Raw genomic sequence first — 16,756 nt, 5'->3', positions numbered from 1 at the left:
GCCGTCAGGCCAGGATCCCCTTGTCGCGCGCCGTCGCGATGAAATCCGCCACCGCCGCCGCGACCTCGCCCTCCGATACGCCATGCCGCGCGCTCAGCGTCGCGACGATCGCCGACACGTCTCCGCCCGAAGCGATGCCGCGCCAGATATCGGCGGCAGTGCCGTTGAGCACATGATAACGACCGTCGCGCACGTCGAACAAGGCAAGCTCGCCGGGCACATTTTGCCACGAGACATGGTCTGGAATGGTTAGCGTCACGATTAACTCCCCGCGTGCCGTGCGCTCTAGCGCGTCGCACCGAATCCGCAAATCGCGCGGCGCGATTGCCTCCCCATCGAAACGGCCCGATAGGAACCGCAACGCTCGACCGGGATTTAACGACAGCCGATGATCAAGGTCGCCAGCTACAATATCCACAAGGGCATCGGCCTCGACCGTCGTCGCGACCCGCGGCGCATTCTCGACGTGCTGCGCGAGATCGATGCCGATATCATCGCGCTGCAGGAAGCCGACCGCCGTTTCGGTCCCAGGCTTTGCGTCATCGACCCGCAATTGCTCGCCGAGCACAGCCCGTGGAAAGCGATCGCAGTGGGCGATCGGCCGGCGAGCATGGGCTGGCACGGCAATGCGCTGCTGGTGCGCAAGGAAGCGCGCGTCATCGCCACCAACGTCATCCACCTGCCCGCGCTCGAACCGCGCGGCGCGGTATCGGCGGATATCGACAGCGGCGGCGCGGTCGTCCGTGTCGTTGGTATGCACCTCGACCTGTCGGGCCTGCGGCGGCGGCGCCAGGCGCATTCGATCATCACCCATGTCCAGGCCGACGGTCTGCGACACCCGACCGTGATGATGGGCGACCTCAACGAATGGAGCGCGCACGCCGGATGCCTGCGCGACTTCGCCCATCATTTCCGTTTCGCCGCTACGGGGCCGAGCTTCCACGTCCGCCGCCCGGTCGCCGCGCTCGACCGCATCATGCACACGCCCGACCTGCGGGTCGTCGATTGCGGCGTGCACAGCAGCGCGATATCACGGCGCGCCTCCGACCATCTGCCGATCTGGGCCGAGCTGGAAAGTCACTGATGCGCGAGAAGGAACTCCGCCTCGCTTTGGTCTGCTACGGCGGCATCAGCCTGGCCGTCTACATGCACGGCATCACCAAGGAGATCTGGCGGCTCGCGCGCGCCAGCCAGGCGTTTCACGGCGACGAAACCCCGCAATCGGGCAGTCAGGCCGTCTACCACGCGCTGCTCCAGGAGATCGAGCAGCACAGCAATCTGCGCCTGCGCGTGCTCATCGACATCGTCGCCGGGGCCAGCGCCGGCGGCATCAACGGGGTGTTTCTCGCCCAGGCGATATCGACCGGCCAGTCGCTTGAACCCCTGACAAAATTATGGCTCGATTCGGCCGATGTCGAGGCGCTGGTCGACCCGACCCAGGCGCCCAAGTCGCGCTTCTCCAAGGCCTGGGCGATGCCGTTGACCTGGATGGCGGCGCGGCGCAGCGGCACCAGCGTCGATGCACTGGTCGAACCCGGCACGCGCGCCGAGGTGCATGCGAAGCTGTCGCACTTCATCCGCTCGCGCTGGTTCGAGCCGCCGTTCGGCGGCGAATTGTTCACCGGCCTGTTGCTCGACGCGCTCGACGCGATGGCGGCGAGCGAGCGCGGCGCGCGGCTGCTGCCGCCCGGCCAGCCGCTCGACCTGTTCGTGACGATGACCGATTTTCGCGGGCACCCCGAACGGCTCAAGCTCAACTCCCCGCCCGAGGTGATCGAAACCGAGCACCGGCTCATCGCATCCTATGGCGATCGCGGCGAGCGGCGCGACACGCTCGCCCACCCGGCCGAGCTCGCCTATGCCGCGCGGGCGACGTCGAGCTTTCCCGGTGCATTCCCCCCTTTCACCATCGCCGAACTCGATGCCGTGCTGCGCAAGCGCAAGGTCGAATGGCCCGGGCGCATGGCGTTTCTCGAACGGATCCTGCCGCAGCACAGCGCCGCTCAGGCGGCCGAATCGACGGTGCTGATCGACGGTTCGGTGCTCGCCAACGCGCCGTTTCGCCCGGCGATCGACGCGCTGCGCGAGCGTCCGGCGCGCCGCGAAATCGACCGGCGCTTCGTCTATATCGACCCGCAGCCGGGGGTGAAGATCCATCTCGGCGACACCTCGGCCGAATCGCCCGGCTTCTTCCAGACGATCATCGGCGCGATCTCCGAGCTGCCGCGCCAGCAGCCGATCCGCGACAATCTCGAGGCGATCGCCGAAAAATCGCGCCGCATCGAAAGCATGCGCTCGATCATCGCCGGCATCCGCAGCGAGGTCGAAAGCGCGGTAGAATCACTGTTCGACTATACCCTGTTCCTCGATTCGCCGACCCCGTCGCGGCTCGCCGCGTGGCGCAACAAGGCGCAGCATGCCGCCGCCAAGGCCGCCGGCTACAGCTATGCCGCCTATGGCCGACTCAAACTGTCCGGCGTGGTCGAGGGTATCGCGCAGTTGCTCTACCACGCCGGCGGCGAACTCGGCCCGGAGCGCTGGCAGCAGATCCGCAGTGCGGTCGACGCGGCGGTCGCGGCGCGCGGATTCGACCAGATGACGTCGAGTTTTTCGGGCGGCGGCAGCAAGGAGGCGATCGATTTCCTGCTGTCCTACGACCTCGGATTCCGCATCCGTCGCATGCGCCTGCTCGCGCGGCGCCTGTCGGAACTCGAATCCGAGCATGAGGAGGCCGATCTCGAACCGATCCGTGAGGCGATCTATCTGTCGCTGGCCGATTATCTCGAGTGCAAGCGGACCGAGCGCCACGCCCATCTGCGCCGCGATGTCCGCCTGATGCGCGGCGATGCCGGGCCGCTGCTCGACAAGATCGCGCTGTCGCTCAACATGAACGGCATCGACCGCGCGACCGAAGCGCGCTTCGCCACCGCGCTCGACGGGCTGGCGCGCGACGTCAAGCGCCCGATCCTGCTGACCTATCTCGGCTTTCCCTATTATGATGTCGCGACGCTGCCGATGCTGCAGGGCGAAGGACTCGACGAGTTCGACCCGATCAAGGTCGACCGCATCGCGCCCGACGATGCCCGGTCGATCCGCGCCGGCGGTGCCGCGGCGACACTGAAGGGTATCCAGTTCAACACCTTCGGCGCCTTCTTCAGCCGCGCCTATCGCGAGAACGACTATCTGTGGGGCCGGCTGCACGGCGCCGAACGGATGATCGACATCACGCTCTCGACGCTCGACGCCGCTGCGATGCTGCCCGCCGCGCGCGTCGCCGCGATCAAGCGCGCCGCCTTCCTCGCGATCCTCGACGAGGAAGCGCCGAAACTTACCGCCGTCCCGGAATTGATCGAGACGATCAGGCGCGAGATCGGCTGAGGCTGGCATATCGGGCGCAACCCGGTTAGCGTCGGGTTATGCAGTTCCTCAAGATCCTGTTCTGGTGCCTGCTCGCGTTCGTCGCGGCGATCTTCACGATCGGCAACTGGACCAATGTGCCGATCCATCTATGGGGCGGCCTGATCGCCGACGTGAACCTGCCGCTGCTGCTGCTGCTCACCTTTCTCGCCGGCTTGCTGCCGACCATGCTCTATTACAGCACGGTCCGCTGGCGGCTGCGCAACCGCCTGTCGACGACCGAGCGTGCGATCAACGATCTGCGCAGCACGCTGTCCGCGCCCGCCCCGGCGCTGGTCCCCGACGGGGCGCCTGAAGCGATGCCGATCGTCGTCGCGACGCCAGCGCCGCCACCCGGGGCGTTGCTCTGATGAGCAACCGCATCTTCGTCGCGCTCGACACGCCGGATCTGGAAAAAGCGCGGATGCTCGCGACCAAGGTCCGCCATCATGTCGGCGGCATCAAGCTCGGGCTCGAATTCTTCATGGCCAATGGCCGTACGGGCGTGCACGACATGGCCGAACTCGGCCTGCCGATCTTCCTCGACCTCAAGCTGCACGACATTCCCAACACCGTTGCCAAGGCGATCCAGGCACTGCGCCCGCTCGCCCCGGCGATCCTCACCGTCCACGCCGCCGGTGGGCGGGCGATGATGGAAGACGCCAAGGCCGCTGCGCCGACCGGCACCAAGGTCGTCGCGGTGACGATGCTGACCAGCCTCGACGATAGCGATCTCGCCACCACCGGCATCCGCGGCAGCGCGCACGACCAGGTCGTGCGACTGGCCGAGCTGGCGATGGATTCGGGCGTCGATGGCATCGTCTGCTCGGGCGAGGAGGTCGCCGCGGCGCGCAAGCTGTGGCCCAAGGGGTTCTTCGTCGTCCCCGGCGTGCGGCCCGCCAACGGCAGTGCCTTGAGCCAGTTTGGCGGCGACCAGAAGCGCGTCGTCACCCCACGCGCCGCGCTCGATGCCGGCGCATCGATCATCGTCGTCGGCCGGCCGATCACCCAGGCAGCGGACCCGGATCACGCCGCACGCGAGATCGAAGCGACGCTGTAGGCGACCGACTCGGGCTTTGCCCACGCGCGCCAACCGTCTACGGGCTCTCTAATGACCAGCGCAAAGATCTGCGGCCTCTCGACACCCGAGACGGTCGACGCCGCGATTCGTGGCGGGGCGAGCCATGTCGGCTTCGTCTTCCACCTCGCCTCGCCGCGCCATCTTAGCCGCGAGCGCGCCGCGCAACTCGCGGCGCGCGTGCCGGGCCATGTCAGCCGCGTCGGTGTTTTCGTCGATCCCGATGATGCGACGATCGAGGCGGCAACTGCCGCTGGCCAGCTCGAAGTTCTGCAACTTCACAAGGTCACACCACCGCGCGCTTCGGCGATCCGGGCGAAGACCGGACTGGAGATATGGGGCGCTGTCGCGGTCAAGACCCGAACCGACCTCGACGCGGCGCGGGGCTTTGGCGGTGCGGTCGATCGCATCCTGTACGATGCCAAGACCCCGCCCGGCGCCGCATTGCCCGGCGGCATGGGCGTGCGCTTCGACTGGACACTGCTCGAAGGCTTTCGTCATCCCCTGCCCTGGGCGCTGTCGGGCGGGCTCGATCCGCTCAACGTCGGCGATGCGATCCGCCAGACCGGCGCGACGCTGGTCGACGTGTCGTCGGGCGTCGAGCGCGAACCCGGGATCAAGGACAGCGGCAAGATCGCGGCCTTTCTTGAGGCCGTCGCCGCGCGCTGATTGGCGCCCGGCGGGCACCCCGATCGAACAGGGTTGGCGCACGCCGCGCACCTGCTAAAGCGACCGCGTCATGAACACCCCCAACTCATATCGCGCCCAGCCCGACGATCGCGGGCATTTCGGCGATTTCGGCGGCCGCTATGTCGCCGAGACGCTGATGCCGCTGATCCTCGAACTGGAAGCCGCCTATCGCGCGGCGAAGGAAGATCCCGGCTTCCACGCCCAGTTCGACGATCTGCTCGAACATTATGTCGGCCGGCCCTCGCCGCTTTATTATGCCGAACGGCTGACCGAGGCGCTGCGCGACGGCGCGCCCGCCGGCAAGGGTGCCGAGATCTGGTTCAAGCGCGACGAACTCAACCATACCGGCGCGCACAAGATCAACAATTGCGTCGGCCAGATCCTGCTTGCCATGCGCATGGGCAAGACGCGGATCATCGCCGAGACCGGTGCCGGCCAGCACGGCGTCGCCACCGCGACGGTATGCGCGCGCTTCGGCCTGCCCTGCGTCATCTATATGGGCGCCAAGGACGTCGAGCGGCAGCAGCCCAACGTGTTCCGCATGAAGCTGCTCGGCGCGGAGGTGATCCCGGTGACCTCGGGCGCCAACACGCTCAAGGACGCGATGAACGAGGCGCTGCGCGACTGGGTCGCCAATGTCCACGACACCTTTTACATCATCGGCACCGCGGCCGGCCCGCACCCCTATCCCGAGCTGGTGCGCGACTTTCAGAGCGTGATCGGCCGCGAGGCGCGCGAGCAGATGCTCAAGCGCACCGGCAAGCTGCCCGACCTGCTGGTCGCGGCGATCGGCGGCGGATCGAACGCGATCGGCCTGTTCCACCCCTTTCTCGACGATCCGGGCGTCAGGATGCTCGGCGTCGAAGCGGCCGGGCACGGGCTCGACAAGGAACATGCCGCGAGCCTCGCCGGCGGGGCACCCGGCATCCTTCATGGCAACAAGACCTTCCTGCTGCAGGACGAGGACGGCCAGATCACCGAGGCGCATTCGATCTCGGCCGGGCTCGACTATCCCGGCATCGGACCCGAACACGCCTGGCTGCGCGAGATCGGCCGTGTCGATTATACCAGTGCGACCGATGTCGAGGCGCTCGACGCCTTCCAGCTGCTGTGCCGCACCGAGGGCATCATCCCCGCGCTCGAACCGAGCCACGCCATCGCCGCCGTCGCCAAGGTCGCGCGCACGATGGACCGCGACCAGGTGATCCTCGCCAATCTGTGCGGCCGCGGCGACAAGGACATCTTCACCGTGGCCGAGGCGTTGGGGACGAAGATATGAGCGCGGGCCAAAAAGCCCTCTCCCCTTCAGGGGAGAGGGTTGGGAGAGGGGCAGTTCCGTGCGTGACCCCGAGTTGATCAAGCGCGCCAAGGCGATGCGCAGCGAGCCGTCAGAGCCCGAACTTCGCATGTGGCTCGCTCTTCGCGCCAAGCGCTTCGGCGGCGTAAAATTTCACAACCAAAAGGTGATCGGCCCCTACATCGTCGATTTCGCATCGCGCGATCCGATGTTGGTCGTAGAGATCGACGGCGACACGCACGCCGGTCGGGAACATGAGGATGCGAATCGATCACGCTTCCTCGAAGCTCAAGGATATCGTGTGGTTCGTTTTGCCAATTCGGACGTGATGGAGAATTTGGAGGGCGTGCTGACTCACTTGGAGAGTCTTATCGCCACTCCCCCTCTCCCAACCAGTTCGGCAGCGCGACAAGGTCGATCGGGCCCCCGGCACGATCTGCGGCATGCTGGGAGCATGCCGCACCTTGTCGCGCAGCCGAACTCCCCTGAAGGGGAGAGGGCTAGATGACCCGCCTCTCCGCCGCCTTCGCCAAGGGCCACCCAGCCCTCGTCGCCTTCGTCACGGCGGGTGACCCGCATCGCGGTGCGACCGGCGCCATCCTCGACGCGATCGTCGCCGGCGGCGCCGATGTGATCGAGCTGGGCATGCCTTTCACCGATCCAATGGCCGATGGCCCGGCGATCCAGGCGGCAAATCTGCGCAGCCTTGCGTCCGGTACGACCACCGCCGACATTCTCGCCATCGCCACGGCGTTTCGCGCGCGGCACCCCGACACGCCGCTGGTGCTGATGGGCTATGCCAACCCGATGACGCGGCGCGGCCCCGCCTGGTTTGCCGAGCATGCCGCCAAGGCCGGGGTCGACGGCGTGATCTGCGTCGACATTCCGCCCGAGGAAGATGATGCGCTCGGCCCTGAACTGCGCGCGGCCGGAATCGACCTGATCCGCCTCGCCACCCCGACCACCGATGCGGCACGCCTGCCCACCGTCCTCGATGGCGCGAGCGGGTTCCTCTATTATGTCTCGGTCGCCGGGATCACCGGGCTGCAACAGGCCGCGCAAGGCTCGATCGACAATGCCGTCGCGGCGTTGAAGGCGGCGACCGACCTGCCTGTCGCGGTCGGCTTCGGCATCCGCACGCCGCAACAGGCCGCGCAGATCGCGCGCGTCGCTGACGGGGTGGTGGTCGGCTCGGCGATCGTCGAACTGGTCGGCCAGCACGGCGAGGATGCGCCCGGGCCGGTGCGTGCCTATATCGAATCGCTCGCCGTCGCGATCCGCGACACCAGCAAGGAAATCGCATGAGCTGGCTCACCAACGTCCGCAACGCGCTCGCGTTCGTCGCCAAGAAGGAAACGCCCGACAATCTCTGGCACAAGTGCAAGGGATGCGGGCAGATGGTGTTCGTCAAGGAACTGGAGGAAAATCTCCATGTCTGCCCGCATTGCGAGCATCATGAGCGCATCGGTCCGCTGGTGCGGTTCCGGCAGATCTTCGATCCCGGCTTCACGATCGTGCCCCTGCCCACGGTGCAGGACGATCCGCTTAAGTTTCGCGACACCAAGCGTTATGTCGACCGCATCAAGGCGGCGCGCGCGGCTACCGCTGAGGGCGACGCACTGATCACCGCACGCGGCGCGATCGACGGGCGCCGTGCGATCGTCGGCGGGCAGGATTTCGCCTTCATGGGCGGCTCGATGGGCATGGCGGTCGGCGAGGCGTTCGTGCGCGGCGTCGAGAACGCGATCAGCGATGGCTGCCCCTATATCATCTTCACCGCTGCCGGCGGTGCGCGCATGCAGGAAGGCATCCTGTCGCTGATGCAGATGCCGCGCGCGACGGTTGCGATCCAGATGCTCCACGATGCCGGCCTGCCCTATATCGTAGTGCTGACTGACCCGACCACCGGCGGGGTGACCGCCAGCTATGCGATGCTCGGCGACGTTCAGATCGCCGAACCCGGCGCGCTGATCGGTTTTGCCGGCCAGCGCGTGATCGAGCAGACGATCCGCGAGAAACTGCCCGAAGGCTTCCAGCGCGCCGAATATCTGCTCGAACATGGCATGCTCGACATGGTGAAGCATCGCCGCGACCTGCGCGACACGCTGGCGAAGCTGATCGACTATCTGTGCGTAAAGCAGGCGGCGTGATGATTCTCCCCCTCTCGCTTGCGGGAGGGGGCCGGGGGGTGGGCACCCGGTCTATACCCAGCGCAACGCTCGCGGCGAGCGCGAGCCCACCCCCTGCCCCTCCAGCAGGCGGGAGGGGAGATTAACTTGGCCGACTCCGCTTCTTCCTCACACCCCGCCGTCCAGGCGCAGCTCGACCGGCTCTGGGCGCTGTCGCCGGGCGCCGACATTCTCGGGCTCGAGCGCATCACCGCCCTGCTCGACCGGCTCGGCAACCCGCAGGAGCGCTTGCCGCCGGTGCTGCATGTCGCGGGCACCAACGGCAAGGGATCGACCTGCGCGTTCCTGCGCGCCGCGATCGAAGCGGCGGGGCTGACGTGCCACAGCTACACCAGCCCGCATCTCGTGCGTTTCAACGAGCGCATCCGCATCGGCGGGCAGCTGATCGCCGACGAGCGCCTTGCCCAATTGCTCGAGAGTGTTCTCGATCAAGCCGAAGGGATCGGTGCGAGTTTCTTCGAGGTGACGACCGCCGCCGCCTTCCTCGCCTTCGCAGACACGCCTGCCGACGCCTGCATCATCGAGGTCGGACTTGGTGGAAGACTCGATGCGACCAATGTCATTCCCCGGCCGCTGGTTACCGGCATCGCGCAACTCGGCGTCGATCACCAGTCGTTCCTCGGCGAAACGATCGAGGAGATCGCCGGGGAGAAAGCCGGCATTGCCAAGCCCGGCGTGCCGCTGGTCACGATGCGCTATCCGCCCAATGTCGAGAAGCGCATCACGCTGGCAGCGCGCGCCGCAGGAGCGCCGGTCGCGGCTGCCGGGGGAAAGTGGCTATTTTCGGTCGAACCCGATCATCTCGTCTACAAGGACGCTGCCGACAAGATCTCGACCCCGTTGCCGACGCTGGCCGGCACGCATCAGCCGGAAAATCTCGCGCTCGCCATCGCGATGCTGCGCCACCAGTCGCTGCTGACGATACCACCCGAAGCCTTTGCCGCTGCAGCGGTCAGTGCGCAGTGGCCGGCGCGGATGCAGCTTCTGGCACCGGGACCGCTGACCGACCTGTTGCCCGGTGGCAGCACCTTATGGCTTGATGGCGGACACAATCCGGCGGCCGGCGCCGCGATCGCGCGCAGCCTCGCCGCAACGGGCCACGTGCCGCTACACCTCATTCTCGGCATGCTGTCGAACAAGGACGCCGCCGGCTTGCTGGGTCCGATCGCGCCGCTCGCCGCGAGCCTGACCGCCGTGCCGGTGCCTGACCACGAGCATCATGCGCCCGCCACCCTGGTGGAAAGCGCGGCAGCGCTTGGCATCCCCGCAACCGGGACGGCCGATGACGTCCGCGCGGCACTGGCGGCGCTGGCCGCGCGCGCCGACGGGCCGCTTACCGTGCTGGTTTTGGGATCACTCTATCTGGCCGGCGCGGTGCTCGCAGCCAACGACCAGTTGCCCACATAAAGTTACTTCCGTGACGATTGAAGTGCATAGGCGGGATGGCTTTAGCTAAACCCGTTCGTTTCGAGCGAAGTCGAGAAACAGCAACAAGCGCTCCGCCAGGTTTCTCGACTTCGCTCGAAACGAACGGGGGGTGTCGGTTCGATCGGCAACCGAAGTGGCTTCGGGCCACTCACCTATCAGCGCCTGGCGCGTTCCCACATCAACGCGAGGCCCTGGATGGTGAGATCGGGCTCGACATGGTCGAACACATCGGTCTGTTTCTCGAACAGGGTCGCCAGCCCGCCGGTCGCGATCACCGTCACCGGGCGGCCGACCTCGGCCTTCATCCGCGCGACAAGGCCCTCGATCATCGCGACATAGCCCCAATAGATGCCGATATGCATCTGGCTGACGGTGTCGCGCCCGATCACGCTGGCCGAACTCGGCGCCTCGATCGCAATGCGCGGCAGCTTGGCTGCCGCCGTCACCAGCGCATCGAGCGACAGGTTGATGCCCGGCGCGATGATGCCGCCCTTATAGGCGCCCTTGAAATCGGAAAAGTCGAAGGTCGTCGCGGTGCCGAAATCGATCGTGATCAGGTCGCCGGGATAAAGCGCATGCGCCGCGATCATCGTTACCGCGCGGTCGGCGCCGACCGCATGCGGTTCCTCGACGTCGAGCTGCATGCCCCATTCGACCGGCGCCTGGCCGGCGATCAGCGCCTCGCTGCCGAAATATTTGCTCGCCAGGACCTGGAGGTTGTGGAGCGCGCGCGGCACTACGGTGGCGATGATCACGCCGGTCACCTGCTTGCGGTCATACCCCTCCAGGCTGAGCAACTGGCTGAGCCAGACGGCATATTCGTCGGCGGTGCGGCGCGGGTCGGTGGCGATGCGCCAGCGCGCCTTGATGACGCGGCTGTCGTCGACCAGCGCGAAGACCACATTGGTGTTGCCGGCATCGATGGCGAGCAGCATCGCGAAACCCTTTTAGAGCAGGAAGACGTCGGCGGCGTGAATGACACGGGTGGTGCCGTCCGCCAAGCGCAGGATGAGCGCGCCATCGGCATCGAGCCGGTCGAACAGGCCATCAATCGCGCTGCCATCTGGCAGGCGAACGTTGAGCGCGGTGCCCGGGGCATGGGCGCGCTCCATCCAGCGCAACCGTATCGGCGCGAGCCCCTCGCCCCGCCATTTGCCGAGCCAGCGCGAGAAACTCTCGGCGAGCGCTTCGAGAAAATCTCCCGCGCCGACGATCGCACCGTGCGCGGCAAGACTCGTCGTCGGGCGATCGGGCAATTCGGGATGAAAGGCGAGGTTGACGCCGAAGCCGATCACCACCGCGTCGTCGGCACGTTCGAGCAGGATGCCCGACAGCTTGGCGGCGCCGATCAGCAGATCATTGGGCCATTTGATCCGGAGCGGAATACTATCGTCGAGCCAGACACGCGCCGCCTCGTCGAGTGCCACCGCGGCGACCAGCGCCAGCGTTGCGGGAGACGGATCGCTCGGGCGCAGGCGAACGAGCGTGCTGGCGTAGAGATTGCCCGGCGGCGAGGCCCAGTCGCGCCCCTGGCGCCCGCGCCCGCCGCTCTGCTGTTCGGCACGTAGCCAGAGCCCTTCCTCGGCCCCGGCGCGGGCGAGCGCAATCACATCGGCATTGGTCGATCCTGTCGTGGCGACGGTGCGGATCGTCGTCAGAACAGCGCCTTTGCCGCCGCCATGCTCCAGGCGCCGATCAGCGGAATGGCGAGATAGCCAAGCGGCGAGACGAACAGCGCGGCCAGCGCGATCATGCCGCCCTCGACGCGATCGTCGGATGGCGCGAAGGCGGGCGCGGGATCGTCGAAGTACATCGTCTTGACGACGCGCAGATAATAATAGGCGCCGATTGTAGAAGCGACGATGCCAACCACCGCGAACGGGTACAACCCGGCCTGCACCGCCGCCCAGAACACCGCGAACTTGGCGTAGAAGCCGAACAGCGGCGGGATGCCGGCAAGGCTGAGCATGAACACCAGCATGGCCAATGCCAGCATCGGCCGCGTCTTGGACAGGCCCGCCAGGCTGGCGATCGTCTCAACCGGCTGGCCATCGGCATCGCGCATCTGCAGCACGATCAGGAAGCTGCCCAGCGTCATGGCGACATAGATCGTCAGGTACATCAGCACCGCCGACACGCCCTGCTGCGTACCCGCCGCCAGACCGACCAGCGCGAAGCCGACATTGTTGATCGAGCTATAGGCGAGCAGGCGCTTGATGTTGGTCTGACCGATCGCCGCGACCGCGCCGAAGACGATCGAGGCGAGGCTGGCGAAGATCACGATCTGGCGCCACTGGTCGGTCGCCGGGCCCATCGCCTCGACCGCGACGCGCACCGCCATCGCCATCGCCGCGACCTTGGGCGCGGTAGCGAAGAAGGCCGTCACCGGGGTCGGTGCGCCCTCGTACACGTCGGGCGTCCACATGTGGAACGGCACCGCCGAGATTTTGAAGGCAAGCCCGGCAAAGACGAACACCAGCCCGAAGGTCAGGCCCATCGAATGACCCGCGCCATAGGCCGTGGCAATCGAGGAGAAGAGCGTGGTGCCGGTGAAACCGTAAACCAGCGAGATACCGTAGAGCAGGATGCCGCTGGCCAGCGCCCCGAGCACGAAATATTTGAGGCCCGCCTCGGCCGAGCGCGTGTCGCGCCGCATGAAGCTCGCCAGCACATAGGCGGCAAGGCTCTGGAGTTCGAGCCCGACATAGAGCGTCAGCAAATCGCCCGCCGACACCATCATGCCCATGCCCGCCGCCGAGAGCAGGATCAGCACCGGATATTCCGGGCGCAGATCGTCGCCGGCTGTGCGCTGGAAGAAATTGGGCGCGAGCAGGATCGACACGCCCGCCGCGATATAGATCAGCACCTTGGAGAAGGCCGCAAAGGCATCGGCGCGGTATAGGCCGCCATAGGCCTCACCGCCGGTCGAAGCGGCACCGAACAGCGCGATCCCGGCGCCGACCAGCACCGCGACCGACACCCAGGAAATCGCGCGCGTCGCGCCGGAACCGCCCCATGCGGCAGCGAGCATCAGCAGCAGCGCGGCGGCGCCGAGGATTTCCTCGGGCAGCGTCATCAACAGCGAGGCGGTCATTTCGCGGCCTCCAGCGTGGCGACGGGGCCATGGCCGGCCGTCGGCAGCGAATCACCCTTGGGCGTGGCACGCTCGATCCGCGCGACCAGCGTGCCGACATCGCCGCGCATCGGGGCGAGGAAGCTTTCGGGGTACACGCCCATCCACAGCACGGCGGCGGCGATCGGCGCGAGCAGGGCGATCTCGCGGACAGTGAGATCGGGCATCGCGCGTACATCGTCCTTGGTCAGCTCGCCGAACACCACGCGGCGATAGAGATACAGCATATAGGCCGCGCCGAGGATGATCCCCGTGGTGCACAACAGGGTGATGGTGGTCGACACCTGGTAGATGCCGGCAAGACTGAGGAACTCACCGACGAAGTTGCTCGTGCCCGGCAGGCCGACCGAGGCCATGGTGAAGAGCATGAAGAACAGCGCGTAGCGCGGCATGTTGATCGCGAGGCCGCCGTAACGGTCGATCTCGCGGGTATGCAGCCGGTCGTAGATCACGCCGACGCACAGGAACAAGGCGCCCGACACGAGGCCGTGCCCGAGCATGACCATCATCGCGCCCTCGATGCCCTGACGGTTGAAGGCGAACAGCCCGACCGTAACGATCGCCATGTGCGCGACCGAGGAATAGGCGATCAGCTTCTTCATGTCGCTCTGCACCAGCGCGACCAGCGAGGTGTAGATCACCGCCACCGCCGACAGGCCGAAGATGATCCAGCCGAGCTGCGCCGAGGCTTCCGGGAACATCGGCAGCGAGAAGCGCAGGAACCCGTAACCGCCAAGCTTGAGCAGCACGCCGGCAAGGATCACAGAACCGGCGGTCGGCGCCTGGACGTGCGCGTCGGGCAGCCAGGTGTGGAATGGCCACATCGGCATCTTGACCGCGAACGAGGCGAAGAACGCGAGCCACAGCCAGGTCTGCACATGCACCGGGAAATCGGTGTTGAGCAGCGTCGGGATGTTGGTCGTGCCGGCATATTGCGCCATCCACAGCATCGCGATGAACATCACCACCGAGCCGAGCAGCGTGTAGAGGAAGAATTTGTAGCTCGCGTAGATGCGGTTCGCGCCGCCCCAGATGCCGATGATCAGGTACATCGGGATCAGGCCGGCCTCGAAGAAGATGTAGAACAGGAACAGGTCCTGCGCCGCGAAGGTGCCGATCATCAGCATCTCGGTGACGAGGAAGGCGCACATATATTCCTGCACGCGCTTCTCGATCGCGACCCAGCTGGCGCCGATGCAGATCGGCATCAGGAACACGCTGAGCATGATCAGCAGCAGCGCAAAGCCATCGATGCCGAGCGCCCAGCCGAGCGGGCCGAACAGATGCTCGTGATTCTCGACGAATTGCCACTGCGCGCCGCCGATATCGAACTGCGCCCAGAGCAGGATGCCCAGCGCGAGATCGACCAAGGTCGCGGCGAGCGCGAGCCAGCGCGCGCCGCTGGCGCTGAGGAACAGGCAGGCGATCGCGGCGATCGCCGGCACCGCGAGCATGACGGAAAGGATCGGAAAGCCGGTCACGCGCGGATCGCCCAGGTCAGCGCCGCCGTCAGGCCGATCAGCATGACGAAAGCATAGGTGTAAACATAGCCCGATTGCAGCCGGCCGGCGATGCGCGTGCCCTGCGACACCAGCCAGGCCGAGCCGTTCGGCCCGAAGCGGTCGATCGTGCCCTCATCACCCTTCTTCCAGAAGAACCGGCCGATGGCGAAGGCCGGGCGGACGAAGAGGATGTCGTAGAGCTCGTCGATATACCATTTGTGGAGCAGGAAATCGTACACCACCGAGAATTGCGCGGCGATCTTGGCCGGCAGATCGGGCGAGCTGATATACAGCCGCCACGCGGTGAACAGGCCGAGCAGCATGGCGATCGTCGCCGACAGCTTCACGCCGAGCGGCAGCTCCTCCATCGCTTCCATCAGCTTCTCGCGGAACGCGATCGAGCCCTTCCAATAGGCCTCGCCCGCGCTCGGATCGATAAAATAGTGATGGAAGGCGAAACCGGCCAACACCGCGCCGACCGACAGCAGGATCAGAGGGATAAGGATCGGCAGCGGGCTTTCATGCGGATGATAGCCGCCGGTGCCGTCATGCGCGGCGTGGTGATCATGCTCGTGATGCGCATCATGCGCGTGATCGTCATGTCCATGATCACCATGGCCATGGCCATGCTCGTCGTGCAGCGCGTGCTGGATATGCTCGGACTGCGCCCAGCGCGGCTTGCCCCAGAAGGTCAGGAACATCAGCCGCCACGAATAGAAGCTCGTCAGCAGCGCGACGAGGATGCCGACGATCGACGCCCCTTGCTGTCCCGACGCCCAGGCCGCCTCGATGATTGCGTCCTTGGAATGGAAGCCGGCAAAGCCGATCGCGAGCGGGTTGCCGAACACCGCCGGAATGCCGACGCCGGTGATCGCCAGCGTGCCGGCCATCATCGCCCAGAAGGTGATCGGGATGTGCTTCCGCAGGCCGCCATAGAAACGCATGTCCTGCTCATGGTGCATGGCATGGATCACCGAGCCCGCACCGAGGAACAGCAGCGCCTTGAAAAAGGCATGGGTGAAGAGGTGGAACATCGCCGCGTCATAGGCGCCGACGCCGGCGGCGAAGAACATGTAGCCGAGCTGCGAGCAGGTCGAATAAGCGATGACGCGCTTGATGTCGGTCTGCACCAGCCCGATCGTCGCGGCGAAAAAGCAGGTCGCGGCGCCGACGGTCATCACGACGTGCTGCGCCACAATCGAGGTCTCGAACAGCGGCGACATGCGGCACACCATGAACACGCCGGCGGTGACCATCGTCGCGGCGTGGATCAGCGCCGACACCGGGGTCGGGCCTTCCATCGCGTCGGGCAGCCAGGTGTGCAGGCCGAGCTGCGCCGACTTGCCGCACGCGCCGACGAACAGCAGCAGGCAGAGCAAGGTCAGCGTATCGACACGGTAACCGAGGAAACCGATCGTCGAACCCGCCATGTGCGGCGCGGCGGCGAGGATCTCGGGGATCGAAACCGTGCCGAACACCAGATAGATGCCGAAGATGCCGAGCATGAAGCCGAGATCGCCGACGCGGTTGACGACGAATGCCTTGATCGCGGCGGCATTGGCGCTGGGCTTGCGGAACCAGAAACCGATCAGCAGGTAGGAGGCGAGACCGACGCCCTCCCAGCCGAAGAACATCTGCACCAGGTTGTTCGCGGTGACGAGCATCAGCATCGCGAAGGTGAACAGCGAGAGATAGGCGAAGAAGCGCGGCTGGTCCGGATCCTCCTCCATATAGCCCCAGCTATAGAGGTGGACGAGCGCCGAGACCGAGGTGACGACGACCAGCATCACTGCGGTCAGCGCGTCGACGCGCAGCGCCCAGGCGATGTCGAGATCGCCCGACTTCATCCATTCGAACACCGGTTGGATCGTCGGCTCGGCACCGCCGAGATAATGTATGAAGATCGGCCAGCTCATCGCGCAGGACAGAAACAGCGCGCCGGTGGTGACCAGCTTGGGCAAGGTGCTGCCGAACGCCTTGTTGCTCAACCCGGCAATGGCCGCGGCGAGCAGCGGCAGGAAGACGATGAAGAGGATCACGTGT

16 protein-coding genes are annotated in these 16,756 nt (G+C 66.3%); 10 read left to right on the top strand and 6 right to left on the bottom strand.

The genetic code is table 11. The features are described 5' to 3' along the window. Window positions 1–4: 4 nt before the first annotated feature. The gene (locus tag U1839_RS20185) at window positions 5–259 is read right to left on the bottom strand and encodes a PqqD family protein (protein ID WP_332805376.1); all 255 of its coding nucleotides are present in this window, start codon (window positions 257–259) and stop codon (window positions 5–7) included. A 129-nt stretch (window positions 260–388) separates the two neighbouring features. Here U1839_RS20185 and U1839_RS20180 point away from each other — a divergent pair, with 129 nt between their 5' ends. The 10 genes from U1839_RS20180 to U1839_RS20135 all read left to right on the top strand — a co-directional run bounded on the left by U1839_RS20180 (window position 389) and on the right by U1839_RS20135 (window position 10,057). Further along, the gene (locus tag U1839_RS20180) at window positions 389–1,084 is read left to right on the top strand and encodes an endonuclease/exonuclease/phosphatase family protein (RefSeq protein ID WP_332805375.1); all 696 of its coding nucleotides are present in this window, start codon (window positions 389–391) and stop codon (window positions 1,082–1,084) included. Beyond that, window positions 1,084–3,378: a patatin-like protein gene (locus U1839_RS20175; RefSeq protein WP_332805374.1), complete on the top strand. Its 2,295-nt coding sequence runs from the start codon at window positions 1,084–1,086 to the stop codon at window positions 3,376–3,378. The genes U1839_RS20180 and U1839_RS20175 overlap by 1 nt, the downstream gene beginning before the upstream one ends. A gap of 38 nt (window positions 3,379–3,416) precedes the next feature. Next, window positions 3,417–3,767 carry a lipopolysaccharide assembly protein LapA domain-containing protein gene (locus tag U1839_RS20170; RefSeq protein WP_332805373.1) on the top strand — a complete coding sequence of 117 codons (351 nt, stop codon included), beginning with the start codon at window positions 3,417–3,419 and terminating at the stop codon, window positions 3,765–3,767. After that, a complete protein-coding gene (pyrF, locus tag U1839_RS20165) occupies window positions 3,767–4,456 on the top strand; it encodes an orotidine-5'-phosphate decarboxylase (protein WP_332805372.1) in 690 nt (229 codons plus the stop codon). Before U1839_RS20170 ends, pyrF begins: the two co-directional genes overlap by 1 nt. A gap of 51 nt (window positions 4,457–4,507) precedes the next feature. Further along, window positions 4,508–5,143 carry a phosphoribosylanthranilate isomerase gene (locus tag U1839_RS20160; RefSeq protein ID WP_332805371.1) on the top strand — a complete coding sequence of 212 codons (636 nt, stop codon included), beginning with the start codon at window positions 4,508–4,510 and terminating at the stop codon, window positions 5,141–5,143. Window positions 5,144–5,213: 70 nt separating this feature from the next. Continuing rightward, window positions 5,214–6,443: a tryptophan synthase subunit beta gene (gene trpB / locus U1839_RS20155; RefSeq protein ID WP_332805370.1), complete on the top strand. Its 1,230-nt coding sequence runs from the start codon at window positions 5,214–5,216 to the stop codon at window positions 6,441–6,443. Window positions 6,444–6,501: 58 nt separating this feature from the next. Further along, window positions 6,502–6,969, top strand: coding sequence for an endonuclease domain-containing protein (locus U1839_RS20150; protein WP_332805369.1), 468 nt, complete (start codon window positions 6,502–6,504; stop codon window positions 6,967–6,969). After that, window positions 6,966–7,766 (top strand): tryptophan synthase subunit alpha, encoded by an 801-nt coding sequence (gene trpA / locus U1839_RS20145; protein ID WP_332805368.1) that lies wholly within the window; start codon window positions 6,966–6,968, stop codon window positions 7,764–7,766. The genes U1839_RS20150 and trpA overlap by 4 nt, the downstream gene beginning before the upstream one ends. Then, entirely contained in the window at window positions 7,763–8,611 is an 849-nt protein-coding gene (accD, locus tag U1839_RS20140; RefSeq protein WP_332805367.1) for an acetyl-CoA carboxylase, carboxyltransferase subunit beta, read from the top strand. The genes trpA and accD overlap by 4 nt, the downstream gene beginning before the upstream one ends. 126 nt (window positions 8,612–8,737) lie before the next feature. Further along, complete coding sequence (locus tag U1839_RS20135; RefSeq protein WP_332805366.1) at window positions 8,738–10,057, top strand: bifunctional folylpolyglutamate synthase/dihydrofolate synthase; 1,320 nt, start codon at window positions 8,738–8,740, stop codon at window positions 10,055–10,057. Between the two features lie 176 nt (window positions 10,058–10,233). On the opposite strand, the gene U1839_RS20130 is transcribed toward U1839_RS20135, so the two are convergent. From U1839_RS20130 to nuoL, 5 genes are read right to left on the bottom strand one after another with little or no spacing between them, the layout of a single operon-like run. Beyond that, window positions 10,234–11,013: a type III pantothenate kinase gene (locus U1839_RS20130; protein WP_332805365.1), complete on the bottom strand. Its 780-nt coding sequence runs from the start codon at window positions 11,011–11,013 to the stop codon at window positions 10,234–10,236. A 12-nt stretch (window positions 11,014–11,025) separates the two neighbouring features. Beyond that, window positions 11,026–11,688 (bottom strand): biotin--[acetyl-CoA-carboxylase] ligase, encoded by a 663-nt coding sequence (locus tag U1839_RS20125; RefSeq protein WP_443030645.1) that lies wholly within the window; start codon window positions 11,686–11,688, stop codon window positions 11,026–11,028. 44 nt (window positions 11,689–11,732) lie between these two features. Next, on the bottom strand, window positions 11,733–13,172 hold the full coding sequence (gene nuoN, locus U1839_RS20120; RefSeq protein ID WP_332805364.1) for an NADH-quinone oxidoreductase subunit NuoN: 1,440 nt from the start codon (window positions 13,170–13,172) through the stop codon (window positions 11,733–11,735). Next, a complete protein-coding gene (locus U1839_RS20115) occupies window positions 13,169–14,692 on the bottom strand; it encodes an NADH-quinone oxidoreductase subunit M (RefSeq protein ID WP_332805363.1) in 1,524 nt (507 codons plus the stop codon). The genes nuoN and U1839_RS20115 overlap by 4 nt, the downstream gene beginning before the upstream one ends. Further along, window positions 14,689–16,752 (bottom strand): NADH-quinone oxidoreductase subunit L, encoded by a 2,064-nt coding sequence (gene nuoL / locus U1839_RS20110; RefSeq protein WP_332805362.1) that lies wholly within the window; start codon window positions 16,750–16,752, stop codon window positions 14,689–14,691. Before nuoL ends, U1839_RS20115 begins: the two co-directional genes overlap by 4 nt. Between the last annotated feature and the right edge of the window lie 4 nt (window positions 16,753–16,756).

The organism is Parasphingomonas halimpatiens (assembly GCF_036663795.1).
Classification (GTDB): domain Bacteria; phylum Pseudomonadota; class Alphaproteobacteria; order Sphingomonadales; family Sphingomonadaceae; genus Sphingomonas.
The sequence above is the reverse complement of the archived record's forward strand: the minus strand, read 5'-3'. Positions and strand labels throughout refer to the sequence as shown.

Bases quoted from the DNA above. Each gene is read 5' to 3' on its own strand.
- U1839_RS20130 (WP_332805365.1), bottom strand. From the start codon at position 11,013: ATGCTGCTCGCCATCGATGCCGGCAACACCAATGTGGTCTTCGCGCTG.
- U1839_RS20170 (WP_332805373.1), top strand. From the start codon at position 3,417: ATGCAGTTCCTCAAGATCCTGTTCTGGTGCCTGCTCGCGTTCGTCGCG.
- U1839_RS20180 (WP_332805375.1), top strand. From the start codon at position 389: ATGATCAAGGTCGCCAGCTACAATATCCACAAGGGCATCGGCCTCGAC.
- trpB (WP_332805370.1), top strand. From the start codon at position 5,214: ATGAACACCCCCAACTCATATCGCGCCCAGCCCGACGATCGCGGGCAT.
- U1839_RS20160 (WP_332805371.1), top strand. From the start codon at position 4,508: ATGACCAGCGCAAAGATCTGCGGCCTCTCGACACCCGAGACGGTCGAC.
- accD (WP_332805367.1), top strand. From the start codon at position 7,763: ATGAGCTGGCTCACCAACGTCCGCAACGCGCTCGCGTTCGTCGCCAAG.
- trpA (WP_332805368.1), top strand. From the start codon at position 6,966: ATGACCCGCCTCTCCGCCGCCTTCGCCAAGGGCCACCCAGCCCTCGTC.
- nuoN (WP_332805364.1), bottom strand. From the start codon at position 13,172: ATGACCGCCTCGCTGTTGATGACGCTGCCCGAGGAAATCCTCGGCGCC.
- pyrF (WP_332805372.1), top strand. From the start codon at position 3,767: ATGAGCAACCGCATCTTCGTCGCGCTCGACACGCCGGATCTGGAAAAA.
- U1839_RS20175 (WP_332805374.1), top strand. From the start codon at position 1,084: ATGCGCGAGAAGGAACTCCGCCTCGCTTTGGTCTGCTACGGCGGCATC.